At 72.3% G+C, this 17,687-nt stretch carries 17 protein-coding genes; 7 read left to right on the top strand and 10 right to left on the bottom strand.

Features of this window, described 5'->3' with window-relative positions; all coding sequences use genetic code 11:
* Positions 1–78: 78 nt before the first annotated feature.
* Complete coding sequence (locus tag ACFYY2_RS23045) at positions 79–1,395, bottom strand: hypothetical protein (RefSeq protein WP_388745778.1); 1,317 nt, start codon at positions 1,393–1,395, stop codon at positions 79–81.
* 178 nt (positions 1,396–1,573) lie between these two features.
* Between ACFYY2_RS23045 and ACFYY2_RS23040 the strand changes: the two genes are divergently transcribed.
* Positions 1,574–2,578 (top strand): small ribosomal subunit Rsm22 family protein, encoded by a 1,005-nt coding sequence (locus ACFYY2_RS23040; RefSeq protein ID WP_388745776.1) that lies wholly within the window; start codon positions 1,574–1,576, stop codon positions 2,576–2,578.
* Here the strand turns inward: ACFYY2_RS23040 and ddaH are convergent.
* Positions 2,575–3,390, bottom strand: a complete 816-nt coding sequence (ddaH, locus tag ACFYY2_RS23035; RefSeq protein ID WP_388745774.1) for a dimethylargininase — start codon at positions 3,388–3,390, stop codon at positions 2,575–2,577. The genes ACFYY2_RS23040 and ddaH overlap by 4 nt on opposite strands.
* A gap of 184 nt (positions 3,391–3,574) precedes the next feature.
* Between ddaH and ACFYY2_RS23030 the strand changes: the two genes are divergently transcribed.
* Positions 3,575–4,186: a TetR/AcrR family transcriptional regulator gene (locus ACFYY2_RS23030; protein ID WP_388745772.1), complete on the top strand. Its 612-nt coding sequence runs from the start codon at positions 3,575–3,577 to the stop codon at positions 4,184–4,186.
* 140 nt (positions 4,187–4,326) lie between these two features.
* On the top strand, positions 4,327–5,070 hold the full coding sequence (locus ACFYY2_RS23025; protein WP_388745771.1) for a bifunctional DNA primase/polymerase: 744 nt from the start codon (positions 4,327–4,329) through the stop codon (positions 5,068–5,070).
* A 37-nt stretch (positions 5,071–5,107) separates the two neighbouring features.
* On the opposite strand, the gene ACFYY2_RS23020 is transcribed toward ACFYY2_RS23025, so the two are convergent.
* The 4 genes from ACFYY2_RS23020 to efeO all read right to left on the bottom strand — a co-directional run bounded on the left by ACFYY2_RS23020 (position 5,108) and on the right by efeO (position 9,461).
* Positions 5,108–6,106 (bottom strand): hypothetical protein, encoded by a 999-nt coding sequence (locus ACFYY2_RS23020; protein WP_388746064.1) that lies wholly within the window; start codon positions 6,104–6,106, stop codon positions 5,108–5,110.
* Complete coding sequence (gene efeU, locus ACFYY2_RS23015; RefSeq protein WP_388745769.1) at positions 5,994–6,962, bottom strand: iron uptake transporter permease EfeU; 969 nt, start codon at positions 6,960–6,962, stop codon at positions 5,994–5,996. Before efeU ends, ACFYY2_RS23020 begins: the two co-directional genes overlap by 113 nt.
* Positions 6,963–7,052: 90 nt before the next feature.
* Positions 7,053–8,312 carry an iron uptake transporter deferrochelatase/peroxidase subunit gene (gene efeB, locus ACFYY2_RS23010; RefSeq protein WP_388745767.1) on the bottom strand — a complete coding sequence of 420 codons (1,260 nt, stop codon included), beginning with the start codon at positions 8,310–8,312 and terminating at the stop codon, positions 7,053–7,055.
* A 12-nt stretch (positions 8,313–8,324) separates the two neighbouring features.
* Positions 8,325–9,461, bottom strand: coding sequence for an iron uptake system protein EfeO (gene efeO / locus ACFYY2_RS23005; RefSeq protein ID WP_388745765.1), 1,137 nt, complete (start codon positions 9,459–9,461; stop codon positions 8,325–8,327).
* A gap of 359 nt (positions 9,462–9,820) precedes the next feature.
* Between efeO and ACFYY2_RS23000 the strand changes: the two genes are divergently transcribed.
* Positions 9,821–10,495, top strand: a complete 675-nt coding sequence (locus tag ACFYY2_RS23000; protein ID WP_388745763.1) for a PhzF family phenazine biosynthesis protein — start codon at positions 9,821–9,823, stop codon at positions 10,493–10,495.
* A 17-nt stretch (positions 10,496–10,512) separates the two neighbouring features.
* Here ACFYY2_RS23000 and ACFYY2_RS22995 read toward each other — a convergent pair whose 3' ends face one another.
* Complete coding sequence (locus ACFYY2_RS22995) at positions 10,513–11,178, bottom strand: heme oxygenase (biliverdin-producing) (protein ID WP_388745761.1); 666 nt, start codon at positions 11,176–11,178, stop codon at positions 10,513–10,515.
* A 179-nt stretch (positions 11,179–11,357) separates the two neighbouring features.
* Positions 11,358–12,215, bottom strand: coding sequence for a type I methionyl aminopeptidase (gene map, locus ACFYY2_RS22990; protein ID WP_329036773.1), 858 nt, complete (start codon positions 12,213–12,215; stop codon positions 11,358–11,360).
* 59 nt (positions 12,216–12,274) lie between these two features.
* Here map and ACFYY2_RS22985 point away from each other — a divergent pair, with 59 nt between their 5' ends.
* Both ACFYY2_RS22985 and ACFYY2_RS22980 read left to right on the top strand, forming a co-directional pair.
* Positions 12,275–12,505, top strand: coding sequence for a hypothetical protein (locus ACFYY2_RS22985; RefSeq protein ID WP_388745758.1), 231 nt, complete (start codon positions 12,275–12,277; stop codon positions 12,503–12,505).
* A gap of 1,046 nt (positions 12,506–13,551) precedes the next feature.
* Positions 13,552–14,691 carry a glycosyltransferase gene (locus tag ACFYY2_RS22980; protein ID WP_388745756.1) on the top strand — a complete coding sequence of 380 codons (1,140 nt, stop codon included), beginning with the start codon at positions 13,552–13,554 and terminating at the stop codon, positions 14,689–14,691.
* Between the two features lie 40 nt (positions 14,692–14,731).
* Here the strand turns inward: ACFYY2_RS22980 and ACFYY2_RS22975 are convergent, their stop codons facing one another.
* Together ACFYY2_RS22975 and ACFYY2_RS22970 are read right to left on the bottom strand one after the other, a co-directional pair.
* A complete protein-coding gene (locus ACFYY2_RS22975) occupies positions 14,732–16,084 on the bottom strand; it encodes an MFS transporter (RefSeq protein WP_388745754.1) in 1,353 nt (450 codons plus the stop codon).
* A gap of 115 nt (positions 16,085–16,199) precedes the next feature.
* A complete protein-coding gene (locus tag ACFYY2_RS22970) occupies positions 16,200–16,802 on the bottom strand; it encodes a hypothetical protein (RefSeq protein WP_388745752.1) in 603 nt (200 codons plus the stop codon).
* 152 nt (positions 16,803–16,954) lie between these two features.
* Between ACFYY2_RS22970 and npdG the strand changes: the two genes are divergently transcribed.
* Entirely contained in the window at positions 16,955–17,665 is a 711-nt protein-coding gene (npdG, locus tag ACFYY2_RS22965; RefSeq protein WP_388745750.1) for an NADPH-dependent F420 reductase, read from the top strand.
* Positions 17,666–17,687: the final 22 nt, after the last annotated feature.

Genomic DNA, 17,687 nt, shown 5'->3' with positions numbered 1-17,687 from the left:
GGACCACCGCTCCGGGTACGGGCGGACCCGGGTGATCATGAGGAGACACCGTCGACCGTCCGCGTACGACCGGCGGGTTCAGCCCGTGCGCGGGTAGCCGATCAGGTGCAGCCGGTCCTTGCGGTCCGTCCAGCGGAAGACGCCGGTGCCGGCCGTCTCCATCTCCGGCAGGCGCGTGTTCGGGGACAGCACCTCGACCTCCCCGGCGGGGAAGCTCATCGAGACCGGGCCCGTGCCGCCCTGCAGGGCCTCGTCGGCGTCGCGCGCGTTCGTCGCGCCGTAGGCGCTGCCGCCGTCCGTCACCGAGGCGAACGTCAGGCGCGCCGCACCGCCCTCGTCCTCGAAGCAGAATCCCTTCCCGCCGGTCAGGTCGAAGGCCAGGTTCCCCGCCACCAGGTAGCGGGCCGAAGGGGAGACCACCGCCTGCGGATACGTCCCCGGCTCTATGGCCGGCCGATGGCAGCGGACCGACACGACCGGCTTCCCGCTCACCGCGTCGTGGACCGTCCAGATCTCGTGGGCCGCGGCCTGTCGCGTCCCCGCGGCCGGCCGCCATCTGGCCAGGACGAGCCCGGGAACGACGGACGTCGGGATGCCCGACCGGGGGTCGGCGCCCGCGGGGGCGGACCGGCGGCTGAACCAGCCGCCGCGTACCCAGAACTCGCGTGACCCGCTCAGCAGCAGCCCCTTCGCCGTCTGCCCGCGCACCTCGGTGAGCTGCTCGCAGGCAGGGCAGTCCCGCGGGTACCGCACGGCGGACGCCGGGATCACCGACACCCCGCCGTCCACGGGGTCCACGACCGTGCTGGTCGCGCCGCCGTCGGTGATCAGGACACCGGGGCCCGTCGCCGTGACGGCCGGCACGCCCGTCCACGGCACCTCGACGCGCCGGTGCTCACCGTCCACGACGTCGTACACGTCGAGGGAGACGAAGCCCTTCGCGGGGGTGGGCCCGTCGCCGGTCCGCCCGAAGGACCACGTCACGAAGAACTGCCGGTCGTCCTTGGCCACGGTGAGCAGCTTCGGGAGGCGCTCCGGGTCCGGGGTGCGCCGGGCCTCGCCGCTCCAGCCGGCCCGGCCGGTCTCCGTGTCGAGGGTCCGCAGCCGGTAGCGTCCGCCGGGCGTCCGCACGAGGTAGGCCAGCCGCCCCGTCGTGTGCGAGACGGCGTAGTCGGGACCCGCTGCGACGACCTCCCAGCCGCGTCCCGTCGTGTACTCCCGCGGCACGGTCAGCCGGGTCGCCGGGCCCGCGCTCGACTTCCGGGGCCTCTCCGGTCTCCCGTCGTCCTCACCGCGGCTCCCGCCGTCCCCTCCGCCACAGGTCGCCGGCAGGAGCAGCAGGGCGAGGACCACCACCCCGCCGGCCAGAGCCAGCCGCACGATCCTCTGTCTCATGGTCCCCCCGATGAGCCGGTCCGCCGCACCGTCCCCGGCGCGGGCGGCGATCAGCGTAGCAACGGGCCGGTGACGGGCAGTAGTTCGGTCGTGCGGCGGTTCCGTCCCGGTCGTGTACCGGGACGCCGCGGACACCTGCCCGTCACCGTCCCGGTCGCGCTCGGCCTAGAATTCGGCGGTGAACGACACCCTCCCCACCGCGGAAGCCCTGCGCGCGGCGCTCTCAGCACTGCTGGACGGACTGCCGCCGTCGCAGGCCGCGCAGGCGGTCGACCGGCTGATCGCCAGTTACCGCGGGACCACGCCCACCGACGCGCCGGTGCTCCGCGACCGCTCGGACGTCGCCGCCTACGCCGCGTACCGGATGCCCGCGACCTTCGAGGCCGTACGGTCCTGCCTGGACGCGTTCCGTGAGGCCGCCCCCGGGTGGACGCCCGCCACGCACACCGACATCGGCGGCGGCACGGGTGCGGCGACCTGGGCGGTCGCCGGGGCGTGGGACGGACCGCGGACGACGGTGCTGGACTGGGCCGAGCCGGCCCTCGCGCTCGGCCGGGAGCTGGCCGAGGCGTCCGGCATCCCCGGCCTGCGCGCCGCGACCTGGGAGCGGGCGAGGATCGGCACGGCGCTCGACCTCGCGCCCACCGACCTGGTGACGGTGTCGTACGTCCTCAAGGAGCTCACGCCCGGGGACCGGGTCGCCCTCGTGGACGCCGCGGCGGCGGCCGCCCAGGCGGTGGTCGTCGTCGAGCCCGGCACTCCCGACGGGTACGCCCGCGTCATCGAGGCCCGGGACCGGCTGATCGCCGCCGGGATGAGCGTCGCGGCGCCCTGCCCGCACGACGGCACATGCCCCATCGAGCCCGGCACCGACTGGTGCCACTTCTCGGCCCGGGTCAGCCGCTCGTCGCTGCACCGCCGGGTCAAGGGGGGCACCCTCAGCCACGAGGACGAGAAGTTCAGCTACGTGGTCGCGACGCGCTTCCCCACCGAACCCGTCCCGGCCCGTGTCACCCGCCGGCCGCAGATCCGCAAGGGCCAGGTGCTGCTGGAGCTCTGCACCCGGGAGGAGGGCCTGCGGCGCGCCACGGTCACCAAGCGGCACGGCGCGCTCTACCGTGCCGCCCGGGACACCGGATGGGGCGACGCGTGGCCGCCGCCCGGGAGCGACGAGCAGTCCTAGGGACGCAGCTCCTGGGTGCAGCACTTCACGCTGCCACCGCCCTTGAGCAGCTCGCTCAGGTCCATCGGAAGCGGCTCGAAGCCCCGGTCGCGAAGCGGGTCGAAGAGCCCCACGGCGCCCTGCGGCAGCAGCACGTGCCGTCCGTCGCTGACGGCGTTGAGGCCGAACGCCGCGGCGTCCGCCTCCCGGGCGATCAGCGCGTCGGGGAAGAGCCGGGCCAGCACCGTGCGGCTGCCGGGCGAGAAGGCCCCCGGGTAGTACATGATCTCGTCGGCCGCGTCGTCGAGCACGCACAGCGCGGTGTCCAGGTGGTAGTAGCGCGGATCGACCAGGTCGAGGCCGATCACCGGGCGCCCGAAGAACTCCTGTGCCTCGCCGTGGGAGAGCGGGCTGGACCGGAAGCCGCGTCCGGCCAGGACGTAGGAGGAGGTCACGGCGAAGTCGCCCTCGCCCTCGTTGACGTGCGCCGGTTCGTGGATGTCCGTGAAGCCGTTGGCCCGGAACCACTCACGGTGCGCCTCGGCCTCCGCGAACCGCTCCCGGTAGGCGAACAGGGCTCCGAGCACGCGCCCCCCGACGACCGTCGCACCGTTGGCGGCGAACACCATGTCGGGCAGGTCGGGGCGCGGGGTGAGGAGCTCGACGGTGTGGCCGAGCGCTTGGTACCGGTCGCGCAGGTCCTCCCACTGGGTGTTGGCCAGGGGAAGGTCCACGGGCTTCGAAGGGTCCATCCACGGGTTGATGGAGTAGGTGACCTCGAAGTGGGCCGGGGCGCACATCAGGTAGCGACGAGGGGTGGCGTCACGGGTCATGCGGGCTCCTACGAACGGCGGCCTGGGCCGCGGAACGGCGGGATACGCACGGGGTGTGTGCGTGAGCTCATGGTGCGCCCCCGCCGGGCCGTTGCGCTGTGATCCGTTCGGGTGGTTCGCGTGGGCCGACGGGGTGGCCGGCAAGACGATACGTATCGGACCGCACTGGCCCTAGGCTGGCCCGATGGCACACCGGAAGGCCCCCGACTCCAGCCGCCGCAGCGACCGCTCCCGCCGCGCGATCCACGACGCCGCGCTCGCCCTGGTCGGCGAGGCGGGGTACGCGAGGACCACGATCGAGGGGATCGCCGCCCGGGCGGGGGTCGGCAAGCAGACCATCTACCGCTGGTGGCCCTCCAAGGCGGCCGTGCTCATGGAGGCGTTCCTCGACATGGCCGTCCGGCGGGCGGACGGCGCCGGCGAGCCCGCGATCCCGGACACGGGGGACCTGGCGGCCGATCTCCGGGCCGTCCTGAGGGCCACCGTCGACGAGCTGAACGACCCCGCGACCGAGGCGCCCACCAGGGCCCTGACCGCGGAGGGCATCGTCGATCCGGCGCTGGCCGCCCGGTTCGTGGAGGATCTCCTCGAACCCCAGCTCCAGTTGTATGTCACACGTCTTCGCGCCGCGCAGGAGGCCGGAGACGTCCGCGACGACGTCGACCCGCGTGTCGCCCTGGAACTCCTCGTGGCCCCGCTGACCCACCGCTGGCTGCTGAGAACCCTTCCGCTGACCCACGAGTACGCCGACGCGGTCGTCGACCACGCCCTGCGGGGGCTCACCCCCAGGCCCTAAACGATCAACGATTTCGTGACATTCGCCACGAGTCGCCGCGCCTCCGCACGGCTGTCCGGGCACCCCGCTCGGCGACTTCGGCCACCCGGGGAGCAGGATGGTGGGACCATGGAGACGAAACCGCTGAGGTGAGGGGATAGATGGGCGCCGATTCCGGCCGCTATCGCGGCACAGAGGGCAGGATTTCCCAGTGGCTGCGCAGGCGGCCGAAACCACAGCCGGAGGCCGACGACGCGGCCCGGCTGGGGCTGCTCCTGGCCGTCGCCGAAGCGGGAATGCCCATCTCACCCGCGGCGCACCCGTCCGGCTACCGGTGTTCGTGCGAACGCATCGGCTGTCCCACCCCGGCGCGGCACCCCGTCTCGTTCGCCTGGCAGACGCAGTCCACGACGGACCGCGACCAGATCGAGCGCTGGGCGGCCGGCCAGCCGCTGGCCAACTTCATCACCGCGACCGGCCTCGTGCACGACGTCCTCGACGTGCCCCTCACCGCCGGGCGCGCCGCACTGCAGCGGCTCACCGACGCCGGAGTCGACGTGGGCCCGGTCGCACAGTCCGGGGACGACCGGATGCTCTTCTTCACCGCCACCCGCGGCACTCCCGAGGACGAGGACGAGTGGTGGCCCTGTGAGCTCGACAGCCATCCGGAGACCATGGACGAGCATCCCGGTCTGCGCTGGCACTGCCGGGGCAGTTACGTCCTCCTGCCGCCCGCCCGGCTGCCGGGTGAGCTGGACGTGCACTGGATCCGCGGACCCGAGAACCCCCTGCCCGATCCGCTGACCCTGCTGGAGGCGCTCACCGACGCCTGCGCGCAGTACGCGGACACGGCCGACGAGGCCGACCTCGCCCACGACGCGGTGGCCTGGCCGCTCAGCCGCTGACACCCCGCCGGCCCGGGCCCGCCCCGGGAGCCGGTGGTCAGGAACCCTGCGCCGCTATCAGACCGGGCAGCCGGTTCAGCACGCGTACCCTGCCGGCCGCGTCCCCGGGGTCTCCCGCGCCCTTCTTCGGGACGTAGACGAGCTGGCTGGAGACACGTTCCTTGGTCAGGGTGTTCTTCACCTCGCCGGTCAGCAGCGCCCGCACGTCCGGCGTGACCGTCGGACGCAGACCCTCGGCCGCGGTCTGCCGTTCGAAGTGCTTGCTGCTGAAGAAGACCAGCGCGCCGCCGTCCTCCGTCGTCAGGCCCAGCGGCGCGAACGTCCCGTAGTCCAGCGCCTGGTCGACGTACTGGTAGGAGAAGCCCGGCCTGCGGGTGTTCTTCCGTGCGTCCCGCCAGCCCGAGGTCGTCGCACCCGGGGCGAAGACGTCGGGCGCGCCCGTCCGGAGGAAGCCGGTGTACGTGGTGCTGAGCTCAGCCGGAGGCGTGGCGAGTGCGGCATCCGCGGCGGCGGAGGGCACCGGCTGGGCCCAGCCCCCGGCGCTCCTGCGGAACTTCGGCACCTCGGACGACGCCACGACCGCCAGATAGGCGGCCTTCCACTTGGCGTCCGGCCCGGTGCGCACGAACGCCAGCAGCCAGCGGGTGTCCGCCTTCCCGCCGTCCTGGTCGCGGTCGGAGTCGGTGTCCGCGACGAACCAGCGCGGCCAGCCCGCCTTCTCGGGGATGACGTAGGAGGCGTCCGTCAGCTCCAGCGGCTTGTGCGCCGCGTTTCCGCCGGGGTTGTTCTTCCCCCGCGCGGCCAGCCCCGCCTGGTTGATCGCACCGAGCGAACCGGTCACCCGGTCCGCGTCCAGCGCCGGATCGTATGCCTTGTCCGCCTTGTTGTACGCGACGGTGAAGTCCTCCAGGGCCTTCGCGGCCTCAGACCTCGTCGCTCCCGGCACGACTTCCAGCTCCCCGTGCACCGTCACGCAGCCGCTCGCCGTCACGCTCAGCACCGTCGCCGTCGCGAGCCCCGCCGCCAGTCGACCCAGCCTTGTCATCCGTTGCCTTCTGCGCCTTCTGATCCGTCGTCCGCACTGACCGCCTGAACCCTACCGGGGCGAGGAACAGCACGAGTGTGGGGACGAGATACAGCCCCCACACCGTGACCTGGAGGACGGTCGGGTCGGCCTGGAAGTTGAGGACGCCCTTGAGCAGCGTGCCGTACCAGCTGTCCGGCGGGATCGTGGCCGTGACGTCGAACGCCTTGTCCCCCAGGCCCCCGAGGAAGCGCGCCTCCTGCAGATCGTGGACCCCGTAGGCGAGCACCCCCGCCGCCACGACGACGAGCATGCCGCCCGTCCAGGTGAAGAACCGCGACAGGTTGATCCTCAGCGCACCCCGGTAGAACAGCCAGCTCAGCGCGATCGCCGTCGCGATGCCCGACAGGACGCCGATCAGCGGCGACGAGGAGCCCTCGCCGCTCGCCCGCACCGACGCCCAGACGAACAGGGCGGTCTCCAGTCCCTCACGGCCCACCGCCAGGAACGCGGTGGCCACCAGGGCGCCGGTCCCCATCGCGAGAGCCGAGTCGAGCCTGTCGTGCAGCTCCTTCCTCAGATGCCGCGCGGTACGCCGCATCCAGAACACCATCCAGGTCACCAGCCCGACGGCGACGACCGACAGCGAACCGCCCAGCGCCTCCTGGGCCTCGAACGTCAGCTCCTGCGAACCGAATTCGAGGGCGGCCCCGAAGGCCAGTGAGATGGCGCAGGCGATGCCGATGCCGGTCCACACCGGACGCAGCGCGTCGCGGCGCCCGGTCTTGACCAGGTAGGCGATGAGGATGCAGACGACCAGCCCCGCCTCCAGGCCCTCGCGCAGGCCGATCAGATAGTTGCCGAACATGCGGGTCCCTCCATGGTGTCGGTCATCGGTACGGCATCGGCCGGGCGGACGGTACGGGCGCCGGGGCGGCCGCCCCTGGAGTGGTGCGGGTCATGAGAACAGCGCCCGGCCCCACCAGTCGTCCCCGTCGCGGACGCCCGGCGGGACGGCGAACACCGCCGAACCCACGTGCTGGATGTACTCGTTGAGCGCGTCGGAACCCGCGAGACTGCGCTGCACCGGGATGAAGCCCGTGCGGACGTCCCGCTGGTAGGCGAGGAAGAACAGCCCCGCGTCCAGCCGGCCCAGACCGTCCGTACCGTCGGTGAAGGAGTAGCCGCGGCGCAGGATCGTCGCCCCGCCGTTGGTGTCCGGGTGGGCGAGCCGCACGTGTGCGGTGGGCAGCATGGCCTTGAGGAAGGGCTCGTCGCGCTCCTTGGCCTTGCCGGCCGGAGCGCCCTCCCCCTTGTTCCGGCCGAAGATGTCCTCCTGCTCCCGCAACGGCGCGCGGTCCCAGGTCTCGATGTGCATCCGGATGCGCCGGGCGACGAGATAGGACCCGCCCGCCATCCATCCGGCCCCGTCCGCCGCGCCGGCCCACACGTGCTTGCGCAGGGCAGCCCCGTCCGTGCCCGAGATGTTCCGGGTGCCGTCCTTGAAGCCCATCATGTTGCGCGGGGTCTGGGCGCCGGGCGTCGTCGAGGACGTCTTGCCGAACCCGAGCTGCGACCAGCGGATCGCGGTGCGGCCCATGCCGATCCGGGCGAGGTTGCGGATGGCGTGCACGGCGACCTGGGGGTCGTCGGCGCAGGCCTGGACGCACAGGTCGCCGCCGCTGCGGGCGGAGTCGAGGTTGTCGCCGGGGAACTTCGGCAGGTCCACGAGCGCCTCGGGCCGCCGGTCCTCGATGCCGAAGCGGCCGGGGGCGAAGAGCGAGGGGCCGAAACCCAGGGTCAGGGTGAGCCGGGAGGGCCTGAGCCCGAGGGCCTCGCCCGTGTCGTCCGGCGGGGCCTCCTCGGCGCCTCCGTACGCCCCCTCGCCCACGGTGCGGCCTGCCGTCATCCGCTCGGCCGCCCGGGTCCATTCCCCGAGCAGAGCGACGAGTTCGGCCCGGTCCTTCGTCGTCACGTCGAACGAGGCGAAGTGCAGCCTGTCCTGGACGGCGGTGGCGATCCCGGCCTGGTGCTCACCGTGGAAGGGCACGGCCGCGCCGCTGTCCGACGCCGCTTCCGCGCCCCCGTCGGAGCGCACGGCGGCGACCGCGCCACCCGCCGCCACGGCACCGAGCGCCAGCCCGGCACCGCCCCAGCCGAGCAGTGCCCGGCGCGACGGGACGCCGCCCGTCTTCTTGTCCCCGGTGTCCGCGCTCATGGTCCGCTCCCGCTACTTCGTGACCGCGGCGGCCAGCTTGGACAGCGGCTCGGCGAGCGCGTTCACCGCGTCGGAGAGCTCCTTGCGGTCCGCCTTGCCGACCTTGTCGTAGGAGGTGAAGTCGTAGGAGGCCTTGTCGGCGCGGTACTTGTCCAGCAGCGTGTTCAGCGCCGCGAACTGCTCGTCCAGGGAGGCGGTCAGCGCGGCGTCGTTCTTCGACGCGATCGGCTTGAGGAGGGTGTAGGACTGCTCGGCACCCTCGACGTTCGCCTTGAAGTCGACGAGGTCGGTGTGGCTGTAGCGCTCCTCCTCACCGGTGACCTTGCCGGTGGCGACCTCGTCGAGGAGTTCCTTGGCGCCGTTGGCCATCGAGGTCGGGGTGATGTCCGCGCGGCCGACCCGCTTCTGCCAGTCGAGCAGGTCCTTGTAGAGGGTGGGCGCGAGGGCCTTCTCCTCGGCGCCCAGCTTGCCGTCCTGCCACAGCGCCTTCTCCAGACGGTGCCAGCCGGTCCACTTCTGGCCGTCCTCCAGCCCGTCCTCGCGGACGTCGACCTTCGGGTCGATGTCACCGAAGGACTCGGCGACCGGCTCCGTGCGCTCCCAGCCGATCCGGGATCCGGCGTACGCCTTCTTCGCCGCCTCGACGTCTCCCGCGGCGACGGCGTCCGTGAAGACCTTCACCTTCGGCAGCGTCTCGTCGGCCTGCGCCTGCACGTAGGTGCGGTACCCGGCGACGGCCCGGTCCATCTCGGGGCTGCGCGCGGCGGCCTCGCCCCCGGTGACCTCGACCGTCTGGCGGATCCCCTCGCCCTTCATGCCGGGCTTGCAGGCGATCTCGTACGTGCCGGCCTTGATCTCGGCCGTGATCTTCGCCTTGGTGCCCGGGCCGATGTTCTCGCGCTCGGTGACGATCCGGTCGTCCGGGAAGAGGACGTACACCTCGGTGACCTTGGACCCCTTGTTCTCCACGGCGAGTTCGACGTGGCCCGCCGGGATCTTCTTGGACGACACGGCGCACGAGTCGTCCTTGGCGACGACCCGGACGGCGCCGTCGCCCTTGCCGTCGCTCTTCTCGGCGCAGCCCGTGACGGCGGTCAGTGCGGCCGCCGTGGCGACAGCGGTGACGACAGAGGTACGAAGGGCTCGCATGCGGGGCTCCACAAGGGTGAAAAGAGCGGGGGACGGTGCGGACGAAAGTAGGTGAGGCGGCCCTAACTTAACCGTGCCTTACCTCACCGATACCCGTCTTTCGCGTGATTCAGGTCTCACTCGGAGGGGCCGGAAACGACCGGATCACGGCAGCCTCATGGGGAGCCCACGGAAAGGTCAAAGACGGGTCAAGCAAGCCTTTTCGGTGCGACGAGCGGCACCCCGGTCCGCGGGTGCGGGAACACCTCGGCCGGCTGCCGGTACACCTCGCCCGCGACGCGCCGGTGAACAGCGGAACCACGACCACCGCGTCCCCGGCCCTGTGGTTTACCGGGCGCGGGCGGTGCTTGAATGCCCGGGTGAACGACTTCGACGTACCCGAGGGCATCGACGTACTGCGCGTGTTCTGCGGACCGGACGGCCGCCACGGCAACCCGCTCGGGGTCGTGCGGGACGGGCGTGGATATCCCGGCGACGACACCCGGCAGGCGCTCGCGCGGAAGCTGGGCTTCAGCGAGACCGTGTTCGTGGACGACCCCGAGCGGGGCGTGGTGGACATCCGTACGCCGGGCCTCCGGCTGCCGTTCGCCGGACATCCGCTCGTGGGGGCGGCCTGGCTGCTGGACCTGGAGATCCTGGAAATGCCCGTCGGGGACGTGATGGCGCGTCAGGACGGCGAGTTCACCTGGATCACGGCCCGCCCGGAGTGGGCGCCGCCCAGGACGCTCGAACAGTACGACTCGGTGGCGGACGTCGACGCGCTGACCGGGCCGCCGCCCGGCGAGGGATGGCTCTACGCGTGGGCCTGGGAGGACGAGGCGGCCGGGCGTGTACGGGCGCGGGCCTTCCCCCGGCGGCACGGCGAGGGGATCGACGAGGACGAGGCGACCGGTGCCGCGGCCATGCTGCTGAGCGCCCGGCTCGGCCGGGCGCTCAACATCACCCAGGGGCGCGGCTCGCAGATCCTCACGGCGCCCGCGCCCGACGGCATGGTGGAGATCGGGGGACGCGTGCTCCTGGTGGTCGCGTCCTGACACGGCTCGGACGGCCCTCAGGCGCTGCGCGGGAAGGCCTGGCCGAGCTCGCGGAAGACGGCGGTGTTCAGCGCGAACGCGCGCTTGCACTCGTCGATGATGCGCTGCTTCTCCAGGTCGTCGGCGTCCACCGCGTCCAGCAGCTCCCGGTAGTCCCGCTTGAAGGCCGCCGGGTTGGGGATCTGCTCGAAGACGTAGAACCGCACCCCGTCGCCCTTGCGCGCGAAGCCCCAGGTCTTCTCCGCGGTGCCACGGATGATCTGGCCGCCCGAGAGGTCCCCCAGGTAGCGGGTGTAGTGGTGGGCCACGTAGCCGCCGGGCCACTCCCGGGCGCACGTCGCGACCCGCGCCGCGTAGGCGGCGGTGGCGGGCAGCGGTTCCAGGCCCTCCCGCCAGCCCTCGCCGCTCAGGTGGGCGAGATCGCGCTCCAGCTCGGCGGTGCGCAGCAGCTCCGGCCGGATGAAGGGTCCGGCGACCGGGTCCTCGTGCAGCGACGGGGCGCTGTCCTCCAGCGCCCGGTAGACGAACCACAGCTGCTGCGTGTAGCGCGTGTACGCGTCCACCCCGAGCCGTCCGCCCAGCATGTCGCCCATGAAGGCCGAGGTCTCCGCCTGCGTGTGCTGCTCGTGCGAAGCGGTGCGGATGAGCGTCGAGAAGGGTGTGGTGGTGGCGGTCGGGTCCAAGACGGGCCTCCGGGGACCGAGGGGACGGGAAGTCCGGACGGATGCGCACATACCGGCGGCAGCTGTACGCGCTGCCGCGCACCGATGGACCGATCCTCCTGCTTAGGCTTGCCTAAGTCAACAGCTTCCCGACTGGGTGTCGGTAAAACCCCGCGACTCCCCGGAGGCCTCCCCGGGCCCTACGGGAGGGTCAGGATGTCCGCGCCCGTCTCCGTCACCACCAGTGTGTGCTCGAACTGGGCCGTGCGCCTGCGGTCCTTCGTGACCACGGTCCAGCCGTCGTCCCACATGTCGTAGTCGTGGGTCCCGAGCGTCAGCATCGGTTCGATGGTGAACGTCATCCCCGGCTGCATCACGGTCGTCGCGTGCGGGCTGTCGTAGTGAGGGACGATGAGGCCGGAGTGGAACGAGGTGTTGATCCCGTGCCCGGTGAAGTCCCGCACCACGCCGTAGCCGAACCGCTTGGCGTACGACTCGATGACGCGCCCGATCACGTTGATCTGCCGGCCGGGGCGCACGGACTTGATCGCGCGGTTCAGTGACTCCCGGGTGCGCTCCACCAGCAGCCGTGACTCCTCGTCGACGTCCCCGCAGAGGTAGGTGGCGTTGTTGTCCCCGTGCACCCCGTTGATGTACGCCGTGACGTCGAGGTTCACGATGTCCCCGTCGCGCAGCACCGTGGAGTCGGGGATGCCGTGGCAGATGACCTCGTTGAGCGAGGTGCAGAGCGACTTCGGGAACCCGCGGTAGCCCAGGGTCGACGGGTACGCCCCGTGGTCCACCATGAATTCGTGGGCGACCCGGTCGAGTTCGTCGGTGGTGACTCCGGGGGCGATGTGCTTGGCGGCCTCCTCCATCGCCTGTGCCGCGATGCGCCCCGCGATCCGCATGCGTTCCACGGTGTCGGAGTCCTGGACCTCCGGGCCCGTGTACGGCGTGGGCGCGGGCTTGCCCACGTACTCGGGGCGCCGGATGTTTCCGGGAACGGAGCGGACGGGAGTGATCTCCCCTGGTACGAGAAGCGACTGGCCAGACATGTCAGCGAGTCTAACCAGCGGCCCCGGGGGCACCATGGCAGCGAGGAAAGGATCCGTCGATGGCCCTGTTCAAGAAGCGCACGGTGGGCAAACCGGGCGAGTGGTACTACTGCCTGGAGCACCAGAAGGTCGAGGAGGGCCCGGAGTGCCCTGCGAAGGACCGCTTCGGCCCGTACACCTCCCGAGAGGAGGCGCAGCGCGCGATGGACACGGCGCGGGAGCGGAACCTCGAGTGGGAGAACGACCCGAAGTGGCACGACCGGCCGGGCGGGACCCCGGACGGCCCCTGAGGGCTGTCCCGTGATCCCCGGTGGGCGGGTGCGTGGGCACTTCGGGCTCGTGGTGCGCCGCGAAGCCCGAAGTGCCCACGCGTCTGATGCGTTCGGGCTTTTTCGGTGATACCCGCCCGGGCGGGCAGGGGGCACCCTCGACTTCTCGCACCCCGGTCCGTCCGCCGCCGGTGTGCGCGTCGTGAGCGGGGGGCGGGTCCCTGAAGTCCGACGGGCTCGTAGCGGAATAAGTAAATCCGTTTCTCGGTTCTTCGCGTGCGGCGCGCCGGGCCGGCCTGTGGGGTTCCGGCATTTCGTGGCGGGATGTCGTGGAGAGCGTCAAAAGTGGCGGACTGTACGCGTGGCGTCGCATTCTTTCCCGGCCGGTTGGATTTCCCTTAAGCGGAGTGTCTTATTCCGGACCGTGAGGGACGGCCGGAATTCGACGGTCGCGACGCGACCGCTTTCCGGGGGCGGGGGGAAGCCGGTCGCCAGGTGCCTCCACTCGTTCAGCGCCTCGTGGGCGTCCGGTGTCCGTGCGGGCTGCGCGTCCTCGTGATCGGCCTGTGCGGGTGGGGAGTTGAGGCTGCGTGGCGGTGCGGACGGCGGTCCCCGGCGGTGGCGGGCCGAGTCGCCCCGCGCTCTGCGTGCCGGGGGCGGGCCGAAGGTCGAGTTTTCGTCAGATCGGACATTGCATCCCGGATTCCGACCTGATATCCGCAATCGGAGACGTCGGGTTCAGCGGCGAACGGGCCGCCGTCCCTGCGCTAATATGTTCGCTTGACGGGTCAAGTTGCTTTGCCGGTCCGGAGGGGAATTTCCACCTCTTGTGAGGTTCCATTCCGGAATTCTCGGCCTCGGGCGATACCGGGCCGTGATCCCTGCTGTCCCCGTGTCTCCCCGCGGTGCGGGAGCGATTCGGGCCGCCGGTCCGCAAGGGCGACTTCCCGTCTGCGTCGACTGCGCTTGTTTTCGGACGCGCAAACGATGACAAGGCCGTTCGTCACGATTCCGCGCCGAGTCACATCATCTCGCCGGTTCCGTCAGCTGATTGGATTTCTTTTTTCATGCGAGCTCTCTTCTTCTGCACCCCGGGTGCCGGCCATCTCCTGCCCCTGCTGCCGCTCATCCGGGCGTTCAAGGGACGCGGGGACGATGTGGCCGTTTGCACGGCGGAGTCCATGGAGTCGTCGCTGAAGGCCGAGGGAGTGGACCTCATTTCGGCGGGTGTGCCGGTCGAGGCCCTGGTGGCGGAGGTGCTGCGTACCACGGGCGTCGACCTGTTCCAGGGCGTGACCGTCGAGGCGGAGGCCGAGTTCTTCACCGGGGCCCGCATCGACCTCGGCTTCGACGAGGCCGCGGCCAAGGCGCGCGCATGGCAGCCGGACCTGATCGTCGCCGAGCACTTCGACTTCGTGGGCCCCCTGGTCGGAGCCGTGCTGGGCGTTCCCGTCGCCTCGCTGGCCTACGGCCCCGCCATTCAGCCCGTGAGCGTGGAGCCCATCGCGAAGCGACTTCGCGGCAGGTACGAAGAGCGCGGGGTGACCTACGGTTCCGAGCGCTGGTACCTGGACACCTGCCCGCCCGCCCTGCAGAACGCCGGGTGGGAGGCGCCCGGTAACCGGATCGGTCTGCGTCCCGAGGCGTTCAGGAATTCCGGAGAGGCCCCGCAGCCGAAGTCCGAGGGAGACAATGCGCGGCCGCGCGTGCTGGTCAGCTTCGGTACGGCGTACGCGCTGCCCCACGTGATCGGCCCCCTGCTGGCCGAACTGCTGACGCAGGACATCGACGTGCGCGCGACCCTCAACACGTCGTCGCCTCAGGACTTCGGCCTGACCGACGAGCAGATCGCGCGTGTCGAGTTCGTCGGCTTCACCCCGCTGGTGGACCTGCTCCAGGACGTCGACGTGATGCTGACGCACGGTGGTGCGGGGACGGTGCTCGGTGCCCTGGCCGAAGGCGTCCCGCTGGTCGTGACCCCGCTGGGCGCGGACCAGCCCATCCAGGCCGAACGGGTCGCCGCGGCCGGCGCCGGAATCTCGTTCCCGCTGCTCGACGCGCCCGTCGAGAGCGTGCTCAAGGCGGTGAACGAGGTCCTGACGGACACCTCGTACGCGGACAAGGCGCGGCTGGTCGGCCGGCAGATCGCCGAGATGAACTCGCCGGCGGACGTCGCCGAGCAGCTCGCGGCGGCCGTCGCGGTCTGACGGGCGGACCGGGAAAGCCGTCCCGCTCCCGCCGCCCGGTTCAGAGGTCGACGCGGGCGGCGGGCAGGCCACCCGGCTCCGTGCCGGGTGGCCCGCCGGGCACCGGGCCGGGCCGGTCCTCGGCGGGACCGGTGCCCGCCGCCCTCCTGCGGTTCGCATCCTCGTCCGTCGCGGAGTCGTAGGTGAGGAGCCGCGGCAGCGCCGCGGCCAGCAGCGCCACCGAGGCGACACACGCCACCCCGCCCGACCACACCGCGGAGCGGGCCCCCGTCCAGCCGGCCATCGCACCCGCCCTGACCTGCCCCAGCTGGGGGCCGACGCTGTACGAGAGCACCTCGATCCCGGCGAGCCGCCCCCGCAGCTCGTCCGGGATCGTCTGGTTCCAGATCGTCGACCGGCCGAGCCCGCTGAGCATGTCGCCCGCTCCCGCGACGGCGAGGCAGACCAGGACCAGCCAGATGTCCTGGAACCACCCGGCCGCGGCCATGGCCAGGCCCCAGCCCGCGGCGCCGCCCACGACGAACAGCCCGTGCCGGCGCACCCGGGACGTCCAGCCGCTGGTCAGCCCCAGTGCGAGCGAGCCCACCGATCCGGCGGCGTACATCAGCCCCAGGGACCATTCGGCGTCCAGGTCGTCCGCGAGGAACGGGAAGACCGCGTTCGGGAAGGCGAAGAACATCGCGGCGAGGTCGATCGCGTACGTGCCGAGCAGCACCGGGCGGCTCCAGGCGTAGCGCGCCCCCTCGGCGATTCCGCGCAGGGACGGCTTCTCGGCGTCATGGGCGGGCGGCGCCGACGACAGCCGCAGGCACAGCAGCACCGAGACCGTGAACGTGACGACGGTGACCGCGTACGCCGTCGCGTGCCCGGCGTAGGCCACCACCACCCCCGCGAGCGAGGGCCCGGCGATGGCGCCGACCTGCCAGCGCAGCGAGTTCAGCGCGGCCGCGGCGGTCTGCTGGTCGTGCGGCACGATCCTGGCCATCAGGGAGTCCAGGGCCGGGCGCTGCAGCCCGGCCAGGGCGGACACCCCGCCCGCCACCACGTACAGCGGCCAGAGCGCGGGTTCGGGGGCGAGCGCGTTGACCAGCAGGACCACGGCCAGCAGCCCGAGCCCCGCCTCGGTGCCCAGGATGACCCTGCGGCGGTCGGCGGAGTCGGCCAGCGCACCTCCGTACAGTCCGAAGACGACCAGCGGCACGAGCTCCACCGCGCCCATCGCCCCCACGGCGAGCGGCGAACCGGTGAGGTGCTTGATCTGCAGCGGCAGCGCGATCAGGGCCATGAAGCTGCCGAAGTAGGTCACCAGCCCCTGGATCCAGAGCAGCCGGAAGTCGGCGGAGGAGCGCCAGGGGGAGAGGTCGGGCAGCAGACGGGAGGTACGCGAGGTCACGAGGGATCATGGTCCGTCGCCGCACCCGTCACGGCAACGTGTTTTCCCGGCCGGGGTGACGGGCCCGCCCTCCCCCTCACCACGGGGCCTGCGGGGGAGCCGCCGGCCGGCCCCCTCACCACCGGGCCGGAGGGGGAGCCGTCAGCTGGTCGGCCAGGCGGGACAGCCGGTCCCGGAACGACCTCCGGCCGCGCGGGGTGACCGCCACGTTCTCCCCGGCCGCCGCGCTCACCAGGTGCTGCACCGTGTCGAGGTCCACCTCGTCCTCGGCGGAGACCGTCAGCGCCTCGTGGGCGAGACCCCGCACCTCCGGATCACCGCCGTCCAGCGAGAGCACCGTCGCCCCCGCCCGGCGCGCGTCGTGCACGCGCTCCAGCAGCGCGGCGTCCGGCCGCGCGGGCGCCACCAGGAGCAGCGTCTCGCCCCGCCCCGCCGCCTCGATCCGGCCGAGCCCGACGGCCAGGTGCGCGGGGTCGTCCGGCTCCACCCGGTGGCGTACGAGCGTGGGCCTGAGCTGGGGCAGCCCGCACCACGTCGACTCGTCCACGAGGTGCGCGGCCATGTGCCACGGTTCGTAGACCTCGGTCCCCACGAGCAGCAGCCCGCCTCCCCGGGGGACGACGGACGACCGCAGTGTGCGGGCGAACCCCCGGGCCGCCGACGGCCATTGCGTCCCGGCGAGCACCTCGCGCAGCAGAGCGACACGTACCGCATCCATGACCCGGAATCATGCACGCCGACGTGTGCGGGGCGCCGCCCGATCGCGGTAATCCACCCGGACGGGGGGTGGGGCGGGCCTCCGCGGTGCGCCTCGCGGAGGCGGCACGGGGCGGGGGTCCCGGGCGGCTACCTGGCAGTAGGGTCGGCGCCATGACTACGAACGACAGTGGCAGCACCCCCAAGCCCCCCGCCAAGGATCCGTGGGACCTCCCCGACGTGTCCGGCCTCACGGTCGGCGTGCTCGGCGGGACCGGCCCCCAGGGCCGCGGCCTCGCCTACCGCCTCGCCCGCGCCGGGCAGAAGGTGGTCATCGGCTCCCGCGCCGCCGACCGCGCCGAGGCCGCGGCGGCCGAGCTCGGCCTCGGCGTCGAGGGCGCGGACAACGCGGAGTGCGCGCGCCGCAGCGACGTCGTGATCGTCGCCGTGCCGTGGGACGGTCACGCCAGGACGCTGGAGTCCCTGCGCGAGGAGCTCGCCGGCAAGCTCGTCGTCGACTGCGTCAACCCGCTGGGATTCGACAAGAAGGGCGCCTACGCCCTGAAGCCCGAGGAGGGCAGCGCCGCCGAGCAGGCGGCCGCCCTCCTGCCGGACTCCCGGGTCACCGCCGCCTTCCACCACCTGTCGGCGGTGCTGCTCCAGGACGAGACGATCGACGAGATCGACACCGACGTGATGGTGCTGGGCGAGGCGCGCGCCGACACGGACACCGTGCAGGCCCTCGCGAGCCGCATCCCCGGGATGCGCGGCGTGTTCGCCGGCCGGCTGCGCAACGCGCACCAGGTCGAGTCCCTGGTGGCCAACCTGATCTCCGTCAACCGCCGTTACAAGGCACACGCGGGGCTGCGCACCACCGACGTGTGAGCCCGTGCCGGGAGCCGAATCG

Source organism: Streptomyces sp. NPDC001822, from assembly GCF_042892135.1.
GTDB lineage: Bacteria > Actinomycetota > Actinomycetes > Streptomycetales > Streptomycetaceae > Streptomyces.
The sequence above is the reverse complement of the archived record's forward strand: the minus strand, read 5'-3'. Positions and strand labels throughout refer to the sequence as shown.